Annotated in this window: 13 protein-coding genes and 1 pseudogene; 4 read left to right on the forward strand and 10 right to left on the reverse strand. The window is 62.7% G+C overall.

What is annotated here, in order from left to right:
* Positions 1-528 precede the first annotated feature (528 nt).
* The 4 genes from KPG66_RS07815 to KPG66_RS07830 all read right to left on the reverse strand — a co-directional run bounded on the left by KPG66_RS07815 (position 529) and on the right by KPG66_RS07830 (position 4,514).
* Positions 529-1,158 (reverse strand): LysE family translocator, encoded by a 630-nt coding sequence (locus tag KPG66_RS07815; protein WP_013435502.1) that lies wholly within the window; start codon positions 1,156-1,158, stop codon positions 529-531.
* A 164-nt stretch (positions 1,159-1,322) separates the two neighbouring features.
* A complete protein-coding gene (locus KPG66_RS17900; RefSeq protein ID WP_442929423.1) occupies positions 1,323-1,505 on the reverse strand; it encodes a hypothetical protein in 183 nt (60 codons plus the stop codon).
* A 197-nt stretch (positions 1,506-1,702) separates the two neighbouring features.
* Positions 1,703-1,960 carry a hypothetical protein gene (locus KPG66_RS07825; protein ID WP_237070558.1) on the reverse strand — a complete coding sequence of 86 codons (258 nt, stop codon included), beginning with the start codon at positions 1,958-1,960 and terminating at the stop codon, positions 1,703-1,705.
* 61 nt (positions 1,961-2,021) lie between these two features.
* Positions 2,022-4,514: a penicillin-binding protein 1A gene (locus tag KPG66_RS07830; protein ID WP_237070559.1), complete on the reverse strand. Its 2,493-nt coding sequence runs from the start codon at positions 4,512-4,514 to the stop codon at positions 2,022-2,024.
* Between the two features lie 351 nt (positions 4,515-4,865).
* Between KPG66_RS07830 and KPG66_RS07835 the strand changes: the two genes are divergently transcribed.
* Complete coding sequence (locus tag KPG66_RS07835; RefSeq protein ID WP_237070560.1) at positions 4,866-5,549, forward strand: PspA/IM30 family protein; 684 nt, start codon at positions 4,866-4,868, stop codon at positions 5,547-5,549.
* Between the two features lie 59 nt (positions 5,550-5,608).
* The gene (locus KPG66_RS07840) at positions 5,609-6,805 is read left to right on the forward strand and encodes a tetratricopeptide repeat protein (protein WP_237070561.1); all 1,197 of its coding nucleotides are present in this window, start codon (positions 5,609-5,611) and stop codon (positions 6,803-6,805) included.
* A gap of 105 nt (positions 6,806-6,910) precedes the next feature.
* On the opposite strand, the gene KPG66_RS07845 is transcribed toward KPG66_RS07840, so the two are convergent.
* Together KPG66_RS07845 and pdxR are read right to left on the reverse strand one after the other, a co-directional pair.
* Positions 6,911-7,060, reverse strand: coding sequence for a hypothetical protein (locus KPG66_RS07845; RefSeq protein WP_237070562.1), 150 nt, complete (start codon positions 7,058-7,060; stop codon positions 6,911-6,913).
* Positions 7,061-7,267: 207 nt separating this feature from the next.
* Positions 7,268-8,785: a MocR-like pyridoxine biosynthesis transcription factor PdxR gene (gene pdxR / locus KPG66_RS07850; RefSeq protein WP_013435540.1), complete on the reverse strand. Its 1,518-nt coding sequence runs from the start codon at positions 8,783-8,785 to the stop codon at positions 7,268-7,270.
* A 115-nt stretch (positions 8,786-8,900) separates the two neighbouring features.
* On the opposite strand from pdxR, the gene KPG66_RS07855 reads away from it, so the two are divergent.
* Complete coding sequence (locus KPG66_RS07855; RefSeq protein WP_013435541.1) at positions 8,901-9,365, forward strand: carboxymuconolactone decarboxylase family protein; 465 nt, start codon at positions 8,901-8,903, stop codon at positions 9,363-9,365.
* Between the two features lie 180 nt (positions 9,366-9,545).
* Here the strand turns inward: KPG66_RS07855 and KPG66_RS07860 are convergent, their stop codons facing one another.
* The 3 genes from KPG66_RS07860 to KPG66_RS07870 are packed head-to-tail and all read right to left on the reverse strand — an operon-like array spanning position 9,546 to position 13,888.
* The gene (locus KPG66_RS07860; protein WP_237070563.1) at positions 9,546-11,549 is read right to left on the reverse strand and encodes a response regulator; all 2,004 of its coding nucleotides are present in this window, start codon (positions 11,547-11,549) and stop codon (positions 9,546-9,548) included.
* Between the two features lie 18 nt (positions 11,550-11,567).
* A complete protein-coding gene (locus KPG66_RS07865; protein WP_041753621.1) occupies positions 11,568-12,017 on the reverse strand; it encodes a response regulator in 450 nt (149 codons plus the stop codon).
* Complete coding sequence (locus KPG66_RS07870; protein ID WP_237070564.1) at positions 12,014-13,888, reverse strand: sensor histidine kinase; 1,875 nt, start codon at positions 13,886-13,888, stop codon at positions 12,014-12,016. Before KPG66_RS07870 ends, KPG66_RS07865 begins: the two co-directional genes overlap by 4 nt.
* A gap of 270 nt (positions 13,889-14,158) precedes the next feature.
* Here KPG66_RS07870 and KPG66_RS07875 point away from each other — a divergent pair.
* A pseudogene (locus tag KPG66_RS07875) lies at positions 14,159-14,518 on the forward strand (hypothetical protein); the annotation flags it as partial.
* A gap of 129 nt (positions 14,519-14,647) precedes the next feature.
* Here the strand turns inward: KPG66_RS07875 and KPG66_RS07880 are convergent.
* Positions 14,648-15,574 (reverse strand): CysB family HTH-type transcriptional regulator, encoded by a 927-nt coding sequence (locus tag KPG66_RS07880; RefSeq protein WP_013435548.1) that lies wholly within the window; start codon positions 15,572-15,574, stop codon positions 14,648-14,650.

Consider the following 15,574-nt stretch of genomic DNA (forward strand, 5'->3'; position numbering starts at 1 on the left):
CACCAAGATGTATCGCATCTTCAGGCAAAACGAGTGACCCATATTTGTGGGTAAACCTCAGGTTATGACGGCGGACCGCGAGCGTGAAGGCATGAAGAAACGATCGGCCCGGCGCCACCATGTTGATCGGGTACATCCCGTTTCCAGCCGGGACACTTTAAGGATCCGGTGAAGGCACCCCAGACGCGAATTCCCATCGATCAGACCGCGGCGAGCGACCCATGACGTGCCATTCCTCACCGGTGAGGGGGTGACCCAGCCACGCTGCAAGCAGCAGGTCATCATTGGCAGCAAGCAGTGCACCGCACCGGGTTTGGTGCAGGCTCCAACGCTTAAGAGTGGTTCATCGGGCTTTGCCCGATCCCGAAGGATGAAGCAAACCTGTAACGCCGCCGGGTCCGCAGAGGCCAGTATGCGTAGGCAGCGGTGGTCGAAGTCGGCGCATTATCGGGTGCGATAAACCCGTTTGACAGTTGGACCCGCAGCCTCAGGCGGCGCTACGCATTGCGTTGCGCCAAATCAAACCTATTATTGCTGCATCGCCAGCTTCAGTCCAAGCAGGACGAAGATGATGCCAATAATCTTTTTCTCCCAGCGGCGCAGCCAGTGCAAACGTGACATGATGCGGCCAAGCGAGCGTATCGAAAAAATTACAGCCGTCAAGTACAACGTACCTATGGCGACAAAGATCAGCCCGAGCACGATGAACTGCCAAAACGTCGCACCGCGCTCCGGATGCGCAAACTGTGGCAGGAATGCAAGAAAAAACAATGCGACTTCTGGATTTAGCACCTCGACCAGCATCGCTTGAACAAAGGCTTTCTTAGGTGGAACCGCAGCCGGCCTCGGCGTGCGCGCATACCCAAGCGTCGATTTCTCGAGCAAGGCCTGCACCCCAAGATACAGTAGATACGCGACGCCGGCCAACTTAACGATATTGAATGCCAGCGCCGAGGTCATCAGCAACGCGGATAGGCCCACTGCTGCACAAAGCGTGTGGATAAGATCTCCGGCCGCCACACCGAGCCCAGTGAATACGCCGATTTTGCGACCGCCTTGTACTGTGCGCGTGAGCACCAGCAGCACGGCTGGCCCGGGAATCAACAACAGCCCGAGCACGACCACGACAAAGGTGCCCAAAGTCGAAAATTCCAGCATTAAAAGCTCCTATCGCCGTTCATTAATCACTTCAAGCCACGTCCATGGTGCCGCCCTCCAGCCTGACACAGGAGTGATATCAGCCCATAGCCATTCTTGGGGGCCTGATCGCGATTGTTGCGCGTGTGCAGCATGCGATGCTTGCGCGGACAACTCCTAGGCAGCTACAGCGTGTTTTGTAAGTCAGTGGATAACGCCTCGAAGCTCTCGCCTCCTTTGGCGACATGGACATATTCCCAGCGCGAGAAGGTCAGCACGAAATGATACAGCCGGTGATCGAATGGCGCGCCGGCGATCGTCACGTAGTCCAGCCATGTCGGTAAAATCCGACAGGCCTTGTGCGCCACGCTTGTGCTGCTGCGGGAAAAGACTTTTCTTGGTGGGCCGGAGATTGCCCGCCAGTGCCGCACGCGTCGCTCCCGAGTGCGGCTGTACTGTCCGGATCCTGCCCGGGGTGATCGTGCTGCAGCTTGCGCAGGATCGTGATGTCTTTGCGCAATAGATGCTCGCCAATTCGTACAATTCACTCTGCCGGCAAGTTGTGTTACGTCGTCGGGCCACTGCGCAGCGCGTTGGTGCTGGCGCCCGCAGCAGCAGGCAACCTCAGTTGCAGCGGTGTCGACGCAGCGGGTGACGGACAAGCTGCCAACGTGCCCATGTTCGAGCTGATTGAGCCACGATGCACAAGCACATCCATTTCGGCGGGCACGCTGGCGTCGATCATGCGCAGGAACTGCAGGTATTCACTGCTGTGAGGACACCGGTGCAATACACTGATGACTTCACCAGTGCCGATGTCCACATTCGCGCAGAAAGCTTCCTTCGTTAGCGCGTACGCGGGTGACCCGGCGGCGCAGCGCGCATTACGGCTTGCTGTCGTCGAACAGGTTCATGATCTGCTGGCGCTCCGCCGAATTCACATCGGGCGGCGGCGTCGGCGGTTGCATACCACCCGGCCCCACCGTGCCGAACTGTGCGTTCGAATCGCTTGCACCGGCCGGCGCGTTCGCGTCGAGTCCGATCGACGCGATAAAGCCGTTACCCGGCGTCTTGTCCGCGTAGAACAGCTCACCATCGATCGTTGTCAACCCTTCAGGCATTGGCGCCTGGTACTGCGGCACGCCGCGCAGCGCGCGTCCCATGTACTGGACCCAGATTGGCAGCGCCAGCTGCGCACCGAATTCGCGGCTGCCGAGCGTTTTGGGCTGGTCATAGCCCATCCATGCGACCGCGACCAGGGTGTGCTGATAGCCAGCGAACCAGCCGTCCTTGGCGTCGTTGGTCGTCCCGGTCTTGCCGGCCAGGTCGCCGCGATGCAACATGTTGGTTCCCGAGCCGGTGCCCGCCGACGCGACCGAATGCAACAGGCTGTTCATCACATACGCGTTGCGCGGGGCAATCACCTGCGGTGCATTCTGGCCGGCCACCAGCGGCTGGGCCTTCAACAACGGCTCGCCGTGCGCATCGTCGACCTGCGCGATCAAATACGGATTGACTCGATAGCCACCGTTTGCGAACACCGAATAGGCTGCCGCCGACTGCAGCGGCGTCACCAGTCCCGCGCCCAGCGCCATCGGCAGGTAGGGTGGCGTCTTGTCAGGATCGAAGCCGAACCGCTCGGTCACGTATTGCTGCGCGTACTGCGTGCCGATATACGACAGAATCCGGATCGATACCAGGTTCTTGGACTTCTGCAACGCCACACGCATCGGCATCGGGCCCTCGGGCTGGTCATCATCCTTCGGTTCCCACGCGTGCCCACCCGGTGTCGTCGGCGGAAAATACAACGGCGCGTCGTTGATGATGGTTGCCGGGCCCAGCCCTTTTTCCAACGCGGCCGAATAAACGAACGGCTTAAAGCTCGAGCCCGGTTGCCGCCACGCCTGCGTGACGTGGTTGAACTTGTTCTTGTTGAAATCGAAGCCGCCGACCAGCGCGCGGATCGCACCGTCCTGCGGCGTGACCGATACGAGCGCACCCTCGACCTGCGGCAGCTGCGTAATCGAGGCCCGACCGTTCGCCTCGCGCACGATGCGGATCACCGAGCCGGGCCGGATCCGCACTGACGCCGACGCGCGGGGCGACAGTGCGCCTGCGGCAAACCGCAGCCCGTCGCCGCTCATCTGCACAACAGTGCCATCGGACAACTGCGCATCGACCTGCCGCGGACTCGCGTCAATGACCACAGCGGCAAGCAGATCACCGTTGTCCGGATGGTCGACGAGCGCGTCCTCGATCGCCTGGTCGCGCTCATCGCCGGCGGGCGGCAGTTCGATGCCCGCCTCGGGTCCGCGATAGCCATGGCGGCGCTCGTAGTCGAGCACCCCTTTGCGCACTGCGTCGTAGGCGGCGGCCTGATCCGCCGAGTCGATCGTCGTCGTGACCGTCAGCCCGCGCGTATAGGCCTCGTCGCGATATTGCGCGTACATCGCCTGGCGCACCATTTCGGCGACGTATTCCGCGTGCACATTGTATTCGTTGCCCGCCGTACGCACGTGCAAGTCTTCGTGGATCGCCTGGTCGTATTGGTCCTGCGTGATGTAGCGCAACTCAAGCATGCGCTTCAAAATGTACTCTTGCCGCACCTTCGCACGCCTGGGATTGACGATGGGGTTGTAGGCGGACGGCGCCTTCGGCAATCCCGCCAGCATGGCGGCCTGCGCTAGCGTAATGTCCTTCAGGTCCTTGCCGAAGTACACGCGGGCCGCCGCGGCAAATCCGTACGCGCGCTGACCGAGATAGATCTGATTCATGTACAACTCGAGAATTTGATCCTTGGACAGCGCCGCCTCGATCTTATAGGCGAGCAACATCTCGTAGATCTTGCGCGTATAGGTTTTTTCGCTGGACAGGAAGAAGTTGCGCGCTACCTGCATCGTAATCGTGCTCGCGCCCTGCGTCCGCCCGCCATGCACGAGGTCCGTGATGCCCGAGCGCAGGATACCGATGAAGTCCACGCCGCCGTGCTTGTAGAACCGATAGTCCTCGATCGCCAGCACGGCCTTCTTCATCACGTCGGGCGTGTCCTGGATTCGCACAAGGCTGCGGCGCTCCTCGCCGAATTCGCCGATTAACACGTGGTCGGCCGTGTAAACGCGCAATGGCACCTTAGGGCGATAGTCGGTCAACACGTCCAGCGATGGCAGCTTGGGTCCCATCACAACCAGCGCGTAGCCCAGCGCCAGTGCGCCGATCACTGCGGCAGCCGCCACCAGGCTGGCCAAGCCCATCATGCACGAGGCAGTCAGCGAGCGCGGCCCACCCCGCTGGCGTGCCGCGGCATGCTGCCGCGTCGGTGACGCGCGGCGCTCGCCGCGTTGAGGATCGGACGGATCGGGTCGTTTTACGGTAGGCATGTCAAGATAACACCGCGGTCTCATCGACGCGCATGATGTTACCGCCCCGTGCGGATTGCGGCGTCGCGACAAAACGCGCATTTTAATGCGTGCACGCGGCGCTCCCCCCGACTTTTTTGTAAGCAATTGCTGATGCGCGCTGCCGCACCGCGTCGCAGCCACGTCGCGTATGATCCGCACATCAGGCAGCGCGGCGGTGCAACAAATCCGCCATCAACCCGTCAAAGCACAGGCGTAGCCTGCACGCGAGCCGGCCAACGGCGCGACAAGTGCGGCTCTTGCAACCACCCGCCCAGCCCCCATATTCGCGACGGTCAATGCTCGTGCGCGGTCCAATCAACGGAGGAATTCATGTCGCTACTGAACACCATCTCCCGGACGCTCAAGGGTCTGCTAAACGACGCAGCCGAATCGGTCCAGGATCCGTCGCGAGACGCGCGGCAGATCATACGCGAACTCGACGACAGCATCGCGAAGGCAGAGAACTCGCTGATCGAGATCGAGGCGCAGGTCGCGATGCAGCGCAGCAAGCGCGACGTCGCCGATGACAAGGTGAAGAAATACGAAGAGGGGGCGAAACGCGCGCTGCAATCCGGCGATGAAGCCCTGGCCCGCGAAGCACTCAGTGCCCAGGCGAATGCGCAGGCCGAACGCGACGCGATTGCGAAGGAACTGGCGGCACTAGAGCCGTCGGTGGGACAGCTCAAGCAGCAAATCAACGCGATGCGCGAACGTCGCAACGACCTGAATGCACGCTCGAATATCCTGCAAGCCAAGCAGCAGATCGCGCAAGCGAAGGATACGGCGGCTACCGCGCTAGGCGGCATCGGCGGCCAAAACCTTGCAGAAGACTTTCAGAAACTCGAGGACAAAGTCGCGCTGCAGAACGCGCGCTCCGACTCGCGACTGAACTCGGCTGACGAGCGTAGCGGCAAAGCGCTGGATGACAAGCTGGCCGCGCTGTCCAAGGGGCCCTCCGTCGACGATCGTCTCGAGGCGCTGAAGAAGCAACTCGGCATGACCGCCCAGTCGTAAACCGCATGCGCCACGCTCCGGCGCACCCCTGTACGGCCGATCCATGGCCCGATCGAACGATGAAGAAACTCCTGGCGATCATCCTAGCCGGCGCCGCCATCGCAGCGTCGGCTGCCGCCTTTGCGGTGCCCAGCACGCGCGACGTCGACAACGCGATTGCACGAGGCAACTGGCAGCAAGCACACAGCCAGCTCGTCGAAGTGTTGCGCACGCATCCGAACAGCGCCCATGTGCACTACCTGTACGGCCAGGTACTCGCCCGGGAAGGCCGAGCCCCGGACGCGCTGGCCGAACTTCAGAAAGCGCGGGCGCTTGACCCTGAACTGCGCTTTGCCTCCAGCGCCACACAGTTCAACGCTATCGAGGCGCACGTGCAGCAACAGGCCGAACGTGCAGTGTCGCGCAGTGGGCCGGCACCGTCTGCGCCCGCGATGCTGCCTGGCACCGCCGGCACGGCGGTGGCGCCCATCACGCCGCCTGTGCACGCGCCGCGCCACGGCCCATCGATCGGCATGTGGATCGGCTTCGTTATCGTGCTCGCATTGGTCGTGCTGCTGGTGTGGCGCACCGTGTTGCGCGCACGTTCGAACGATGACAGCCGCGCGCAGGAACAGCGCCGCGCGCAACTCAAGCGCGCGACCGAACTGCTGAACGCGGCGCGCTCGCTCAAGCTCGATGTGCGCCTCTCGACGGCGCCGGGACACGAAGCGCTGCTTGTCGAAGTCGACGTGATCGAAACCGCGTTGCGCGAGTTGACCGACAAGCTTGCGAACAATGGCAGCCCGGTGCCCGACTATGTGCTCGAGGATCTCGAGCGTCGCCTGAACAGCACCCGAGCTCGCACTGAAGGACGCCCCGATCCCAATGCGGCCGCGGGCAATGCCGGCACCGGTACGCTGCCAAGCAGCGGGAACCCGTCCGTGTATGCCCAGGAAGCCGAAAGGTTCGGCCAAGCGCCGGGCGGCGCGGCGCCACCGCCACCGCCGACGCAACCGACCGTGATCGTGCAGCAACCGGGCGGCGTTGGAGGTGGCATGGGCGGGCTGTTGACCGGCGTGCTGCTCGGTCAGATGCTCGGGGGCAGCCGCGAGCGGGTGATTGAGCGTGAAGTGATCGTTGACGACGAGCGCCGGCAAGGCAATCCTGGCGTACAGCCCGACCCGGGATTCGATGTCGGCTGCGGCAACGACGATTGGGACGACGACGCGGGCAGTAGCATCGATGTCGGCGACAACGACGACTCGAACTGGACCTGAACAGCCACGCATTGCGCGCAACAGCCCACGCATTGCGCGCAGCCGATTGGACGTCTATTGCGGCTACGACTACGACTACGACTACGACTACGACTACGACTACGACTACGACTGCAGTATGTACCCGCCGGCGAACATGCGCACGATGAAACGCTGCGCCGTATCCAGCAACACCTCGCGGCGCGCCGGCGTATGGATGTAGTCTTGCAACAGGTGAAGCAGGTATACGACGATCCGCGAGTAGACTTCGTCCAAGCTGTCATGCAGCCATCACGGCATCTATTGCATCCGCGGCACGTCGTCGGCCATTTCCGGCGCGACGCCTACCCTGCACGCGACGGACCACGCCGCGCATTGCCGCGAACGCTCCGTGATGTTCGGCCAATGCACAGACGAACACACCCCGATGAAGGAGGACCTGGCTCGGGTGCTGGCAGAACTGCGGCAATTCCTCGGCAGCCATCACGCGTAAGGTCGCTCGAATGCGGTGGCTAGCTTGACGGCAACGTCGTCGGCCCGTTCCGGCAGCACGTTGGTAAAGCTCATTAACAACGCGTCACGTCGCCGCTGATGCAAATACCACTGCGACAGCGCATCGGGTGCGAGGCCGCTGCGCACCGCTGCCCGGGCCAGCAACACGTCGTTCGCCAACGAGCCGTCGCGTGGCGCGGAGCACTCACGCAGCCAGCCGATCAGATGCATACCGCCGACGCTGGGCGAAATATCCAATACACCGCCGACACGACGGTGCAACGCCGCGGCAAGTGCGTCGCGGCGCACCGCATACGCGGCGCGCATCCGGCGAATGTGCCGGCTGAAATGTCCGGCTTCGATGAAGGCTGCGATGCTTTCCTGCAGTGTCAGGGCCGGGGGCGGGGCCAGCAACGCGGCCACCTTGGCCAAGTGCCCGGCGAGCGTTGGCGGCGCGACGATATAGCCGAGCCGCAGGCCGGGCGCGAGCACCTTGCTGAAGGAGCCAACGTAGAGCACGCGCTCGCCGCCGTCCAGGCTTGCCAGCGCGGGCAACGGTCGGCCTGAGTAGCGAAATTCCCCATCATAGTCGTCCTCGACGACCCACGCGTTGGCGCGCACCGCCCAGTCCAGCAACGCGAGCCGCCGCGGCAATGACAGCGATACTCCCAGCGGCGCCTGGTGCGAAGGCGTGACGAATGCCATGCAGGCCCGTGGTGCCTTCGCCACGCCTGCGTCGACATCCAGTCCTTCGTCGTCAATTGGCACGCCAACCAATTGCGCGCCGGCCAGCCTTAATGCGTCGCGTGCCCGTCGGTAGCCGGGATCCTCAAACCAAATCGGGCGCGACGCCGTCGCCGGCAATAACGCCGTCATCAGCAGTCCAAGCGCGCCATGATACCCGTTCGTGATAATGATTCTGGCAGGGTCACAGTCGATTCCGCGCGCTATCGCAAGATAGCCGGCAATCGCATGACGCAAGCGGAACTGTCCTTGCGCATCGCCGTAACTGAACGCTTCCGCGGCCAACACGCGCCCTTCGTGACTCGCTACCCGGGCCCACAGCTTGCGCGGGAACAAATCCAACGCGGGCAGTCCCATTTGCAACGGCGCCACGGCTATCGGGGCACTCACTGATGCACTGTCGGCCGACGGTGCAGGCGCGGGCTTCGTCGGCCCATGCTGTGGCGGGAGTCGTGCATTGATCCGGGTGCCGGCCGCGCCGCGCGTCTCGATGAACCCTTCCGCCGCGAGCAACTCGTAGGCCAGTTCAACCGTACCACGGGCAGTATTGAGTTGCGTGGCAAGCGCACGCGTGGACGGCAGCCGCATGCCGGCGGGCAATCGGCCGTCCAAAATGCCCTCACGAAGCCGGGTGACCAGCTGCCGATACATGGGCTCGCCGCACCGGCGGTCTAGCTCTAGCGTGCAGGCCCACTCGGCCGCCGGCATCGTGCTGGTCCGACATTCGCGCGCCATGGCCCGCTTGCCGCCGTGCTCCGCTGTCATCGCCCTGCTCCAGCTCGCATCATGGCCTACTCATTTAAACCGTTTTTGGCCTTTTACGATAACCCATCCGCCGCCTACGATAAAGGCTCATAGTCCATTGACGTGAAAGGAAACCATGATGAGCCAACCTCGCCTGCCTTACCGTGAACTGTCCAAGGACGCCTATCTTGCATTGGCATCGGTCAATGCCGCACTGGGACGTTCCACGCTCGGCCAGAAGCTGTGTGATCTTGTGTTCCTCCGTGTATCGCAGATCAACGGATGTGCGTTTTGCGTCGACATGCATTCACACGACCTGCTCCAGCAAAGTGAAAACATGCAACGCCTGCTCAGCATGCCAACCTGGCGCGAGACCGAGCTATTCGATGCGCGGGAGAGCGCAGCGCTGAACTGGGCCGAGCGCCTGACCACACTACCTGGCGGCCATCCAGCCGATGCCGATTTCCAGGCACTGAAAGCTCACTTCAGCGACACGGAAATTGCCGACCTGACTTTCGCGATCGCGGTGATCAATGCTTGGAACCGACTCGGCGTCGGCATGCAACTGCCAGTCCCACGCCGTACCGCCAGCGCCGGTTGAGTCGCCTGGGTCGCTTACATCGCTTGAGCGCTTGACGCCGCTGGGGTCGGGGCAACCCTGGCAGCACCACCCGAAGATATCGCATTGCTGCGCAAGATCCGCGACAAACTGCAAAAGCGCGACTGACACGCCTACACAAGGTCCCGCGTGGCGCGCGGCAGGCGCCGCAACGTCACGGCGTCAAGTGGTAGGCGTGGACAATGCGTCACCGCTGCCCTTGGCCATCGCGATCTCCTCGATCAGGCCTTCGAGCAGCGTGAAGTTGACCGGCTTGGTCAGGTGCGACATAAAGCCGGCCTCCAGACAGCGGCGCACGTCGTCATCCGAGCCATAGCCGGTCAGCGCCACCGCCGGCACGTGTGCGCCGGTCTCGATGCCGCGCAACGCCGTGATCAGGTCTAGCCCCGTACCATCGGGCAAGCCAATATCGCTGACCACAAGATCGAAGTGCCGCTGCCGTGCGGCCTGCAGCGCCGAGGCCACGGTCCCGGTCGCGATCACGTTGTGGCCAAAGCCCGCGATGAGCTGAGCCATCACGTCGGCTGTGTCCTGATGGTCTTCGACCAGCAGGATGTCCAGCGTGGCACGCTGCGGCGCCGCCGCGATCGTGCCGCGCTCCATCACCGGCCCAGGTGCCCCGACACTAGGCAACACGATCGTAAAAGTGGCGCCGCGCCCTAATCCCTCACTGGCAGCGTGCACCGTCCCGCCATGCACGTCGGTCAGCGCCTTGGTGATGGCCAGGCCTAGCCCCAGGCCACCGTACTGCTGGGTGGTATGCTGCCCACCCTGCTCAAATGCGTTGAATAGTCGCCCCAGTTGCTCCGGCGCGATGCCGATACCACTATCTTGCACGTCAATCTGGATCTGCGGCGCACCGGTTTCAGATGGCACCTCGGCATCGCGCGTGCGCAGCACGATGCGGCCATGCTCGGGCGTAAACTTGGCCGCGTTCTTGATCAAGTTCCATAACATCTGCTGCAATCGCGCGCGGTCGGCGCGGACGAAGCGGTGCTGTGCAGTGCAATCCAGTTCCACGCGCAATTGCTTGACCTGGATGTCGCTGCGAAAAATTTCCAGCACCGCATCGATGAGTTCGTGCACATCCACAGTCTCCAGCGCCAGCAACAGCTTACCGTTGGCCACTCGCGTCAAGTCCAGTAAATCGTCGATCAGGCGAGCCTCCAACTCGATATTGCGTCGAATGATCTTCATGGCCGAGCGCACCGGCTCGGGAACGTCACGAGCGCGCTCGAGCATTCGCGCACTGGCCAGCACCGGCGTGAGTGGCGTGCGCAACTCGTGCGACAGCATCGCGAGAAAACGGTCCTTCGCACGATTGGCCTCTTCGGCCGCCTGCCGCGCCGCCTGCTCGGACTGGAGCAGCCGCTCACGCTCGTCGCTCGCCTCGCGCTGATCCTGGATGTCCGTACACGTGCCGAACCACTTCGCAATGCGCCCGTCCGCTTCGCGCAATGCCGTACCTCGCAAGCAAAACCAGCGATATACGCCGTCATGGCGCCGCAGCCTCACCTCGCGAATGAAGCTATCCGCACCCCGCCCGACGGTCTGTCGCCATGCATCACGCAGCATGGGAAGATCATCGACATGTACCGCGTCGAACCACCCGGCACCCAGTTCTTCGCCAGCCGGCATTCCGGTGTAATCGGACCATTGCCTAGACAGAAAATCGCATTCGCCGCCCGGCGTGCAAGTCCAGACCAGATGCGGCAGCGCTTCGGCAATAGTCCGATAGTGCCGCTCGCGATCGCGCATCCGCTCAGACTCCGCCACGACACGCCGCATCTGCGCTTCGTTCAACGCACGTTCGACGGCCTCGGGCAGGTAATCGAGGTAATCGGCCGCTTTTGGCACCACATCGGACACACCGGCACGCAACGCCTCGATGATCCGCGACTCGTCCGAAAAGCCTGTCGCCAGGATAGCCGGCAGCTTGATCCCGCGTGCAACCAATCCGCGGAAAAAATCCAGTCCGGTTTGTGGCGTACCGAGCCGGTAGTCGAGCACGAGCAGATCCGGCAACGGCTCGCCAATGCAATCGAGCGCCTGCTGCACCGTCGAACATGCACTGACACGATAGCCGACCCGCCGCAACGCGCGCGCCGCAAGCAGTAAGATGCCCTCGTCATCGTCGAGCACCAGCACGTGAGCGTCGCTGGACATGATGGCTCCGGGACGTGGTCAGCGTGCGCTCGGCCGCACGCTGCATGGCAGCTTTACGACCTGCAGGAAGAAGCCCAGCCGCCTGACCGCCTCGATGAATGCATCGTATTCGACCGGCTTGGTGATATAGACATTGCAGCCGAGTTCGTAGCACCGCTCGATTTCGCGCGGATCGTCGGTGGTCGTGAGCACGATGACCGGCAGCGACGCGGTCTGCGGCGATTCCTTCAGACGGCGCAGCACCTCGACCCCGTCCACGCGCGGCATCTTCAGATCCAGCAGCACCACGCAGTTGCGCAGATCGCCAAGCGGCTCGGGACCGAAGAAATAGTCTAGCGCCTGGTGACCGTCGGACAGCCGCTTAAAGCCATTAGTCAGGCCTGCGCGGCGCAGATTGCGCTCGACCAGTGTCGCATGGCCATCGTCATCCTCGATTAGGATGATGCTGACCGTCTCCCCGATTGTCATGATTTTTCCCAAGAAGTATTGTATGCACCGGCATACGGACCGAAACCGGCGTCCTCAACCCGGTGCGCGGTCAGTACATGGAGAGCAGCCATGCCCGCCTCGCGCTGTGCCCAGTAAGGCAAACGTTTGCCGCTGTCTTGATTTTTCACCTCTGGTGCGCGACCGATCGCGACACCTCCCGGGTACGCCATGCCCAGCGGCGCGTGCGCAGGTAATGCAACGTAGAACGTCGATCCCGCGCCTTCGGCCGACTCGACCCAGACACGTCCGCGATGGCGCTCCACCATCCGCTTGACCAGCGCAAGCCCGATTCCATCGCCAGGGCCCGCATCCGTATGCAGCCGCTGGAACGCGCTGAATACCTTTGGCAGCGACGCCGCCGGAATGCCGCGCCCGTTGTCTCTTACATAATAGACGCGATGGCGCTCGCCCGTGCCAGCTAGCCGCACCGTGGCGATGCGACCGTTCGGCCCAGGCTGCACGACGTGCGCCGTGGGCGCGGCGGCTTGTGACAAGTCGCTGTCACCGCCCGGATTGATCCAACCGACCTCGATCACGCCACAGCGGGACGGATCTAGGTAAGCAAATGCATTACCGACCAACTGGCCGAAAATTTGCTCGATCGCGCCAGCATCGCCCCATGCCGGTGGCAGCGGCTGAACCAGCACGCGTGCGCCGTTCGCCGCCGTTTGGCCTTTCAGCGCCCCGATTATCCGCTGCAATACAGCGCTCATGTCCACCAGCGCCCACTGGTACTCGACCCGACCCGCGCGCGACAACCGCAGCAATGCCTCGATGATGCCGCCCGCGCGGGTGACCGCGCTTTGCAGGAAACCGATCGACTCCTGAATCTCGCCGTCAACGATGCGCTGCAGCCGCTCACGCTCGGCCACGGGCAGATCCAGCTCGCCAATCGTCTCGCGCAACTCGCTGGCCGAGACCTTCAACTCGCGCGAGAACCCTTGCAGATTCACCAATGGCGAGCGCAGATCATGCGACACGCTGTAAATAAACATCTCATTGTCCTGCGTCTGTTGACGCAATTCCTCGTTGACCTGCGCAAGCTCACCGGTGCGTCGTTGCAAGTCGGCCTTCAACAATGCGTGCTCACGTTCGGCCCGTACCAGTTTGCGGCTCGTATCGTGCAGCACCTCGTCAAGCTGTGCGATTTCGTCGCAGCCACCCAACGGGGCGCCTAGAGGCTCGCCCGTGCCCAGGCGCAGCGCGTTCATCGTCAAAACCTCGATCCGCTGGCCGATGTGTCGCGCAAACGCAAGCGCTGTGATCACCGCAATCAGCAGCGACACGCTCACCGCAAACCAGAGCATGAACTGTTGCGTCTTCAGCGAGCCTTGCAACTGAGCGTTACGATCCGCCTGTAGCTTGTTCTCCGCATCGACAAAGTCGCCCAACTCGCTGCGAAATTCATTGATCTCGCGCGGCATTTCCTCACCGCGGTATGCCTCGATGACGCGCTGGCGCTCACCTTCGCGCAATTGCTCAGCTACACGCTGCGTCAGCTTGCGATACCGGTCGATTGTCTCGCGCATACGCGCAATGCGGCCGGTCTGCTCAGGATTATCGGCTACCGTCGCCTCGAGCGCATTCAGCCGGTCGGCCAGCTCGACCCATGTCGCGCGCTTGTCCGCGAACGACGGATCACCGACGATAATCCCCGTGCGCAATTGCGACGCCTGGCGCAGCAACGGACCAAGCAGCGCCTCGGCCTGGTTGATTACCTTTTTGGATTGCAACGCCCATCGTTCGGCGTCGGCCACTTGCCGTTCCACGCCGAATAACGCGACCAACAGCGCCAGTTCGCACACTACCGGCACCGCGACGAGCAATAGTCCCTTGGTAAAGAGCCTCATGCGCCAACCGGCATCCGCTCGAACGTCAATGCATGTCCCCTTGTCGAAGGCCGGCGTCACATTACGGGTCCAGTGCCGGCCAGCGAACGATTATCGGCCTTGCACGCCGATATTTCAATCGCGGAGCAAGCTCGCGGCGACATGATCCGGATTCATTTTTTGAAATCGGTCAATATGCTATAAAGATCGGAACGCCTGCGCGACGACCGCCGCTGTGTTTGCCGCAGCCGCCGTCTTTTCATTCCATCCATGCCGTTTGAGATGAATACCATGTCCACTCCAAAAAAGCGCAGACACGCATGTAGCGATGAGTCCTTTTTGACCCAACTCGCTGGCTGCAAGCCGTTCGCGCAACTCGACACTAAGATCGCGCGCGCCCGCGCTCAGGACGAACCCGTACTGTATCCGCATGCGCTGCCGGGCCTGGACGTGCTAATTTGCACGGTGCGCGGCGCGCAGCCGCCCTACCCGCGTGCGGCCGAGCTGCGCCGGCGCTGTATCGAATCGGTGGCCCATGCGTTAGAGCAGCCGTTGGACGGGCTCGAGCACGGCGGCTATTGGTACGAGGCCAACGGCGTCGGCTTCCTGGTGTTCGCCAGCCGGGCGCGCACCGCGATCCTTCCGCAATTTTGCTCGATCGCAAACCGGCGCTCACACGGCGCCGAACGTAACATGCGACGCCCGCTGCGAACACGGCAGACCTAAACCGCGGCGTGCCGCCGAGTCAGCCACATGCCGTTCATCGGTGCGTTCGCGCCGTCAGGCGGCTTCGCGCAACTGGCCGGATACCTGGGCCTCGGTCAAGTGGGGTGCGAACATCTCAATCAACCGGTATGCATAGGCGCGCAGGAACGCGCCCTTGCGCAGTCCGACGCGGGTCGTGCTCGGCTCGAACAAGTGCTGCGTGTCCAGCGCGACCAACTCACTGTCTCGCTTCGGATCGTACGCCATCGCAGCGACAATGCCCACGCCCAGTCCCAGTTCGACGTATGTTTTGATCACGTCCGCGTCGATCGCCGTCAGCACTATGTCCGGCGCAACACCGGCCCGCACGAACGCCTGGTCCACGTGCGAGCGTCCCGTGAAATCCTGATCGTACGTGATGATCGGGTAGTCGGCAATGTCCTCCAGCGTCACTGCGGGCTGGGTCGCGAGCGGATGCTCACTTCGCACCACGACGGTGTGATGCCACGAGTAGCCTGGAAATGTCACGATCTCGCCGTAGCGGTCCAGGCCCTCAGTTGCGATGCCGATGTCCGCGTCGCCGTTGATGACCATCTGCGCGATCTGGTGCGGACTGCCCTGGCGCAGCGCGAGATGGACCTTCGGATACATCTCCTTAAAACGATGCACGACCTTGGGCAACGAGTAGCGCGCTTGCGTGTGCGTAGTGGCGACCACCAGGTGGCCGGTGTCCTGATCTGCATACTGCCGCGCGACGCGGCGCAGGTTTTCCGCATCGAGCAACATGCGCTCAATCAACGTGTGCACGGCCTTGCCAGGCTCCGTCAAACCAGTGAGCCGCTTGCCCCGGCGGATGAAGATATCGACACCGAGTTCGTCCTCGAGATCCTTGATTTGCTTGGAGACCCCCGATTGCGACGTATACAGTACATTTGCCACTTCGGTCAAATTCATGTTCTGGCGCACAGCCTCGCGCACGAAACGCAGTTGCTGGAAGTTCAT

It is taken from the genome of Mycetohabitans sp. B2 (genome assembly GCF_021733735.1).
Lineage (GTDB): Bacteria > Pseudomonadota > Gammaproteobacteria > Burkholderiales > Burkholderiaceae > Mycetohabitans > Mycetohabitans rhizoxinica.

Coding starts and splice junctions, on each gene's coding strand:
- KPG66_RS07815 (WP_013435502.1), bottom strand. CDS start 1,158: ATGCTGGAATTTTCGACTTTGGGCACCTTTGTCGTGGTCGTGCTCGGG.
- KPG66_RS07830 (WP_237070559.1), bottom strand. CDS start 4,514: ATGCCTACCGTAAAACGACCCGATCCGTCCGATCCTCAACGCGGCGAG.
- KPG66_RS07835 (WP_237070560.1), top strand. CDS start 4,866: ATGTCGCTACTGAACACCATCTCCCGGACGCTCAAGGGTCTGCTAAAC.
- KPG66_RS07840 (WP_237070561.1), top strand. CDS start 5,609: ATGAAGAAACTCCTGGCGATCATCCTAGCCGGCGCCGCCATCGCAGCG.
- pdxR (WP_013435540.1), bottom strand. CDS start 8,785: ATGACAGCGGAGCACGGCGGCAAGCGGGCCATGGCGCGCGAATGTCGG.
- KPG66_RS07855 (WP_013435541.1), top strand. CDS start 8,901: ATGATGAGCCAACCTCGCCTGCCTTACCGTGAACTGTCCAAGGACGCC.
- KPG66_RS07860 (WP_237070563.1), bottom strand. CDS start 11,549: ATGTCCAGCGACGCTCACGTGCTGGTGCTCGACGATGACGAGGGCATC.
- KPG66_RS07865 (WP_041753621.1), bottom strand. CDS start 12,017: ATGACAATCGGGGAGACGGTCAGCATCATCCTAATCGAGGATGACGAT.
- KPG66_RS07870 (WP_237070564.1), bottom strand. CDS start 13,888: ATGAGGCTCTTTACCAAGGGACTATTGCTCGTCGCGGTGCCGGTAGTG.
- KPG66_RS07880 (WP_013435548.1), bottom strand. CDS start 15,574: ATGAACTTCCAGCAACTGCGTTTCGTGCGCGAGGCTGTGCGCCAGAAC.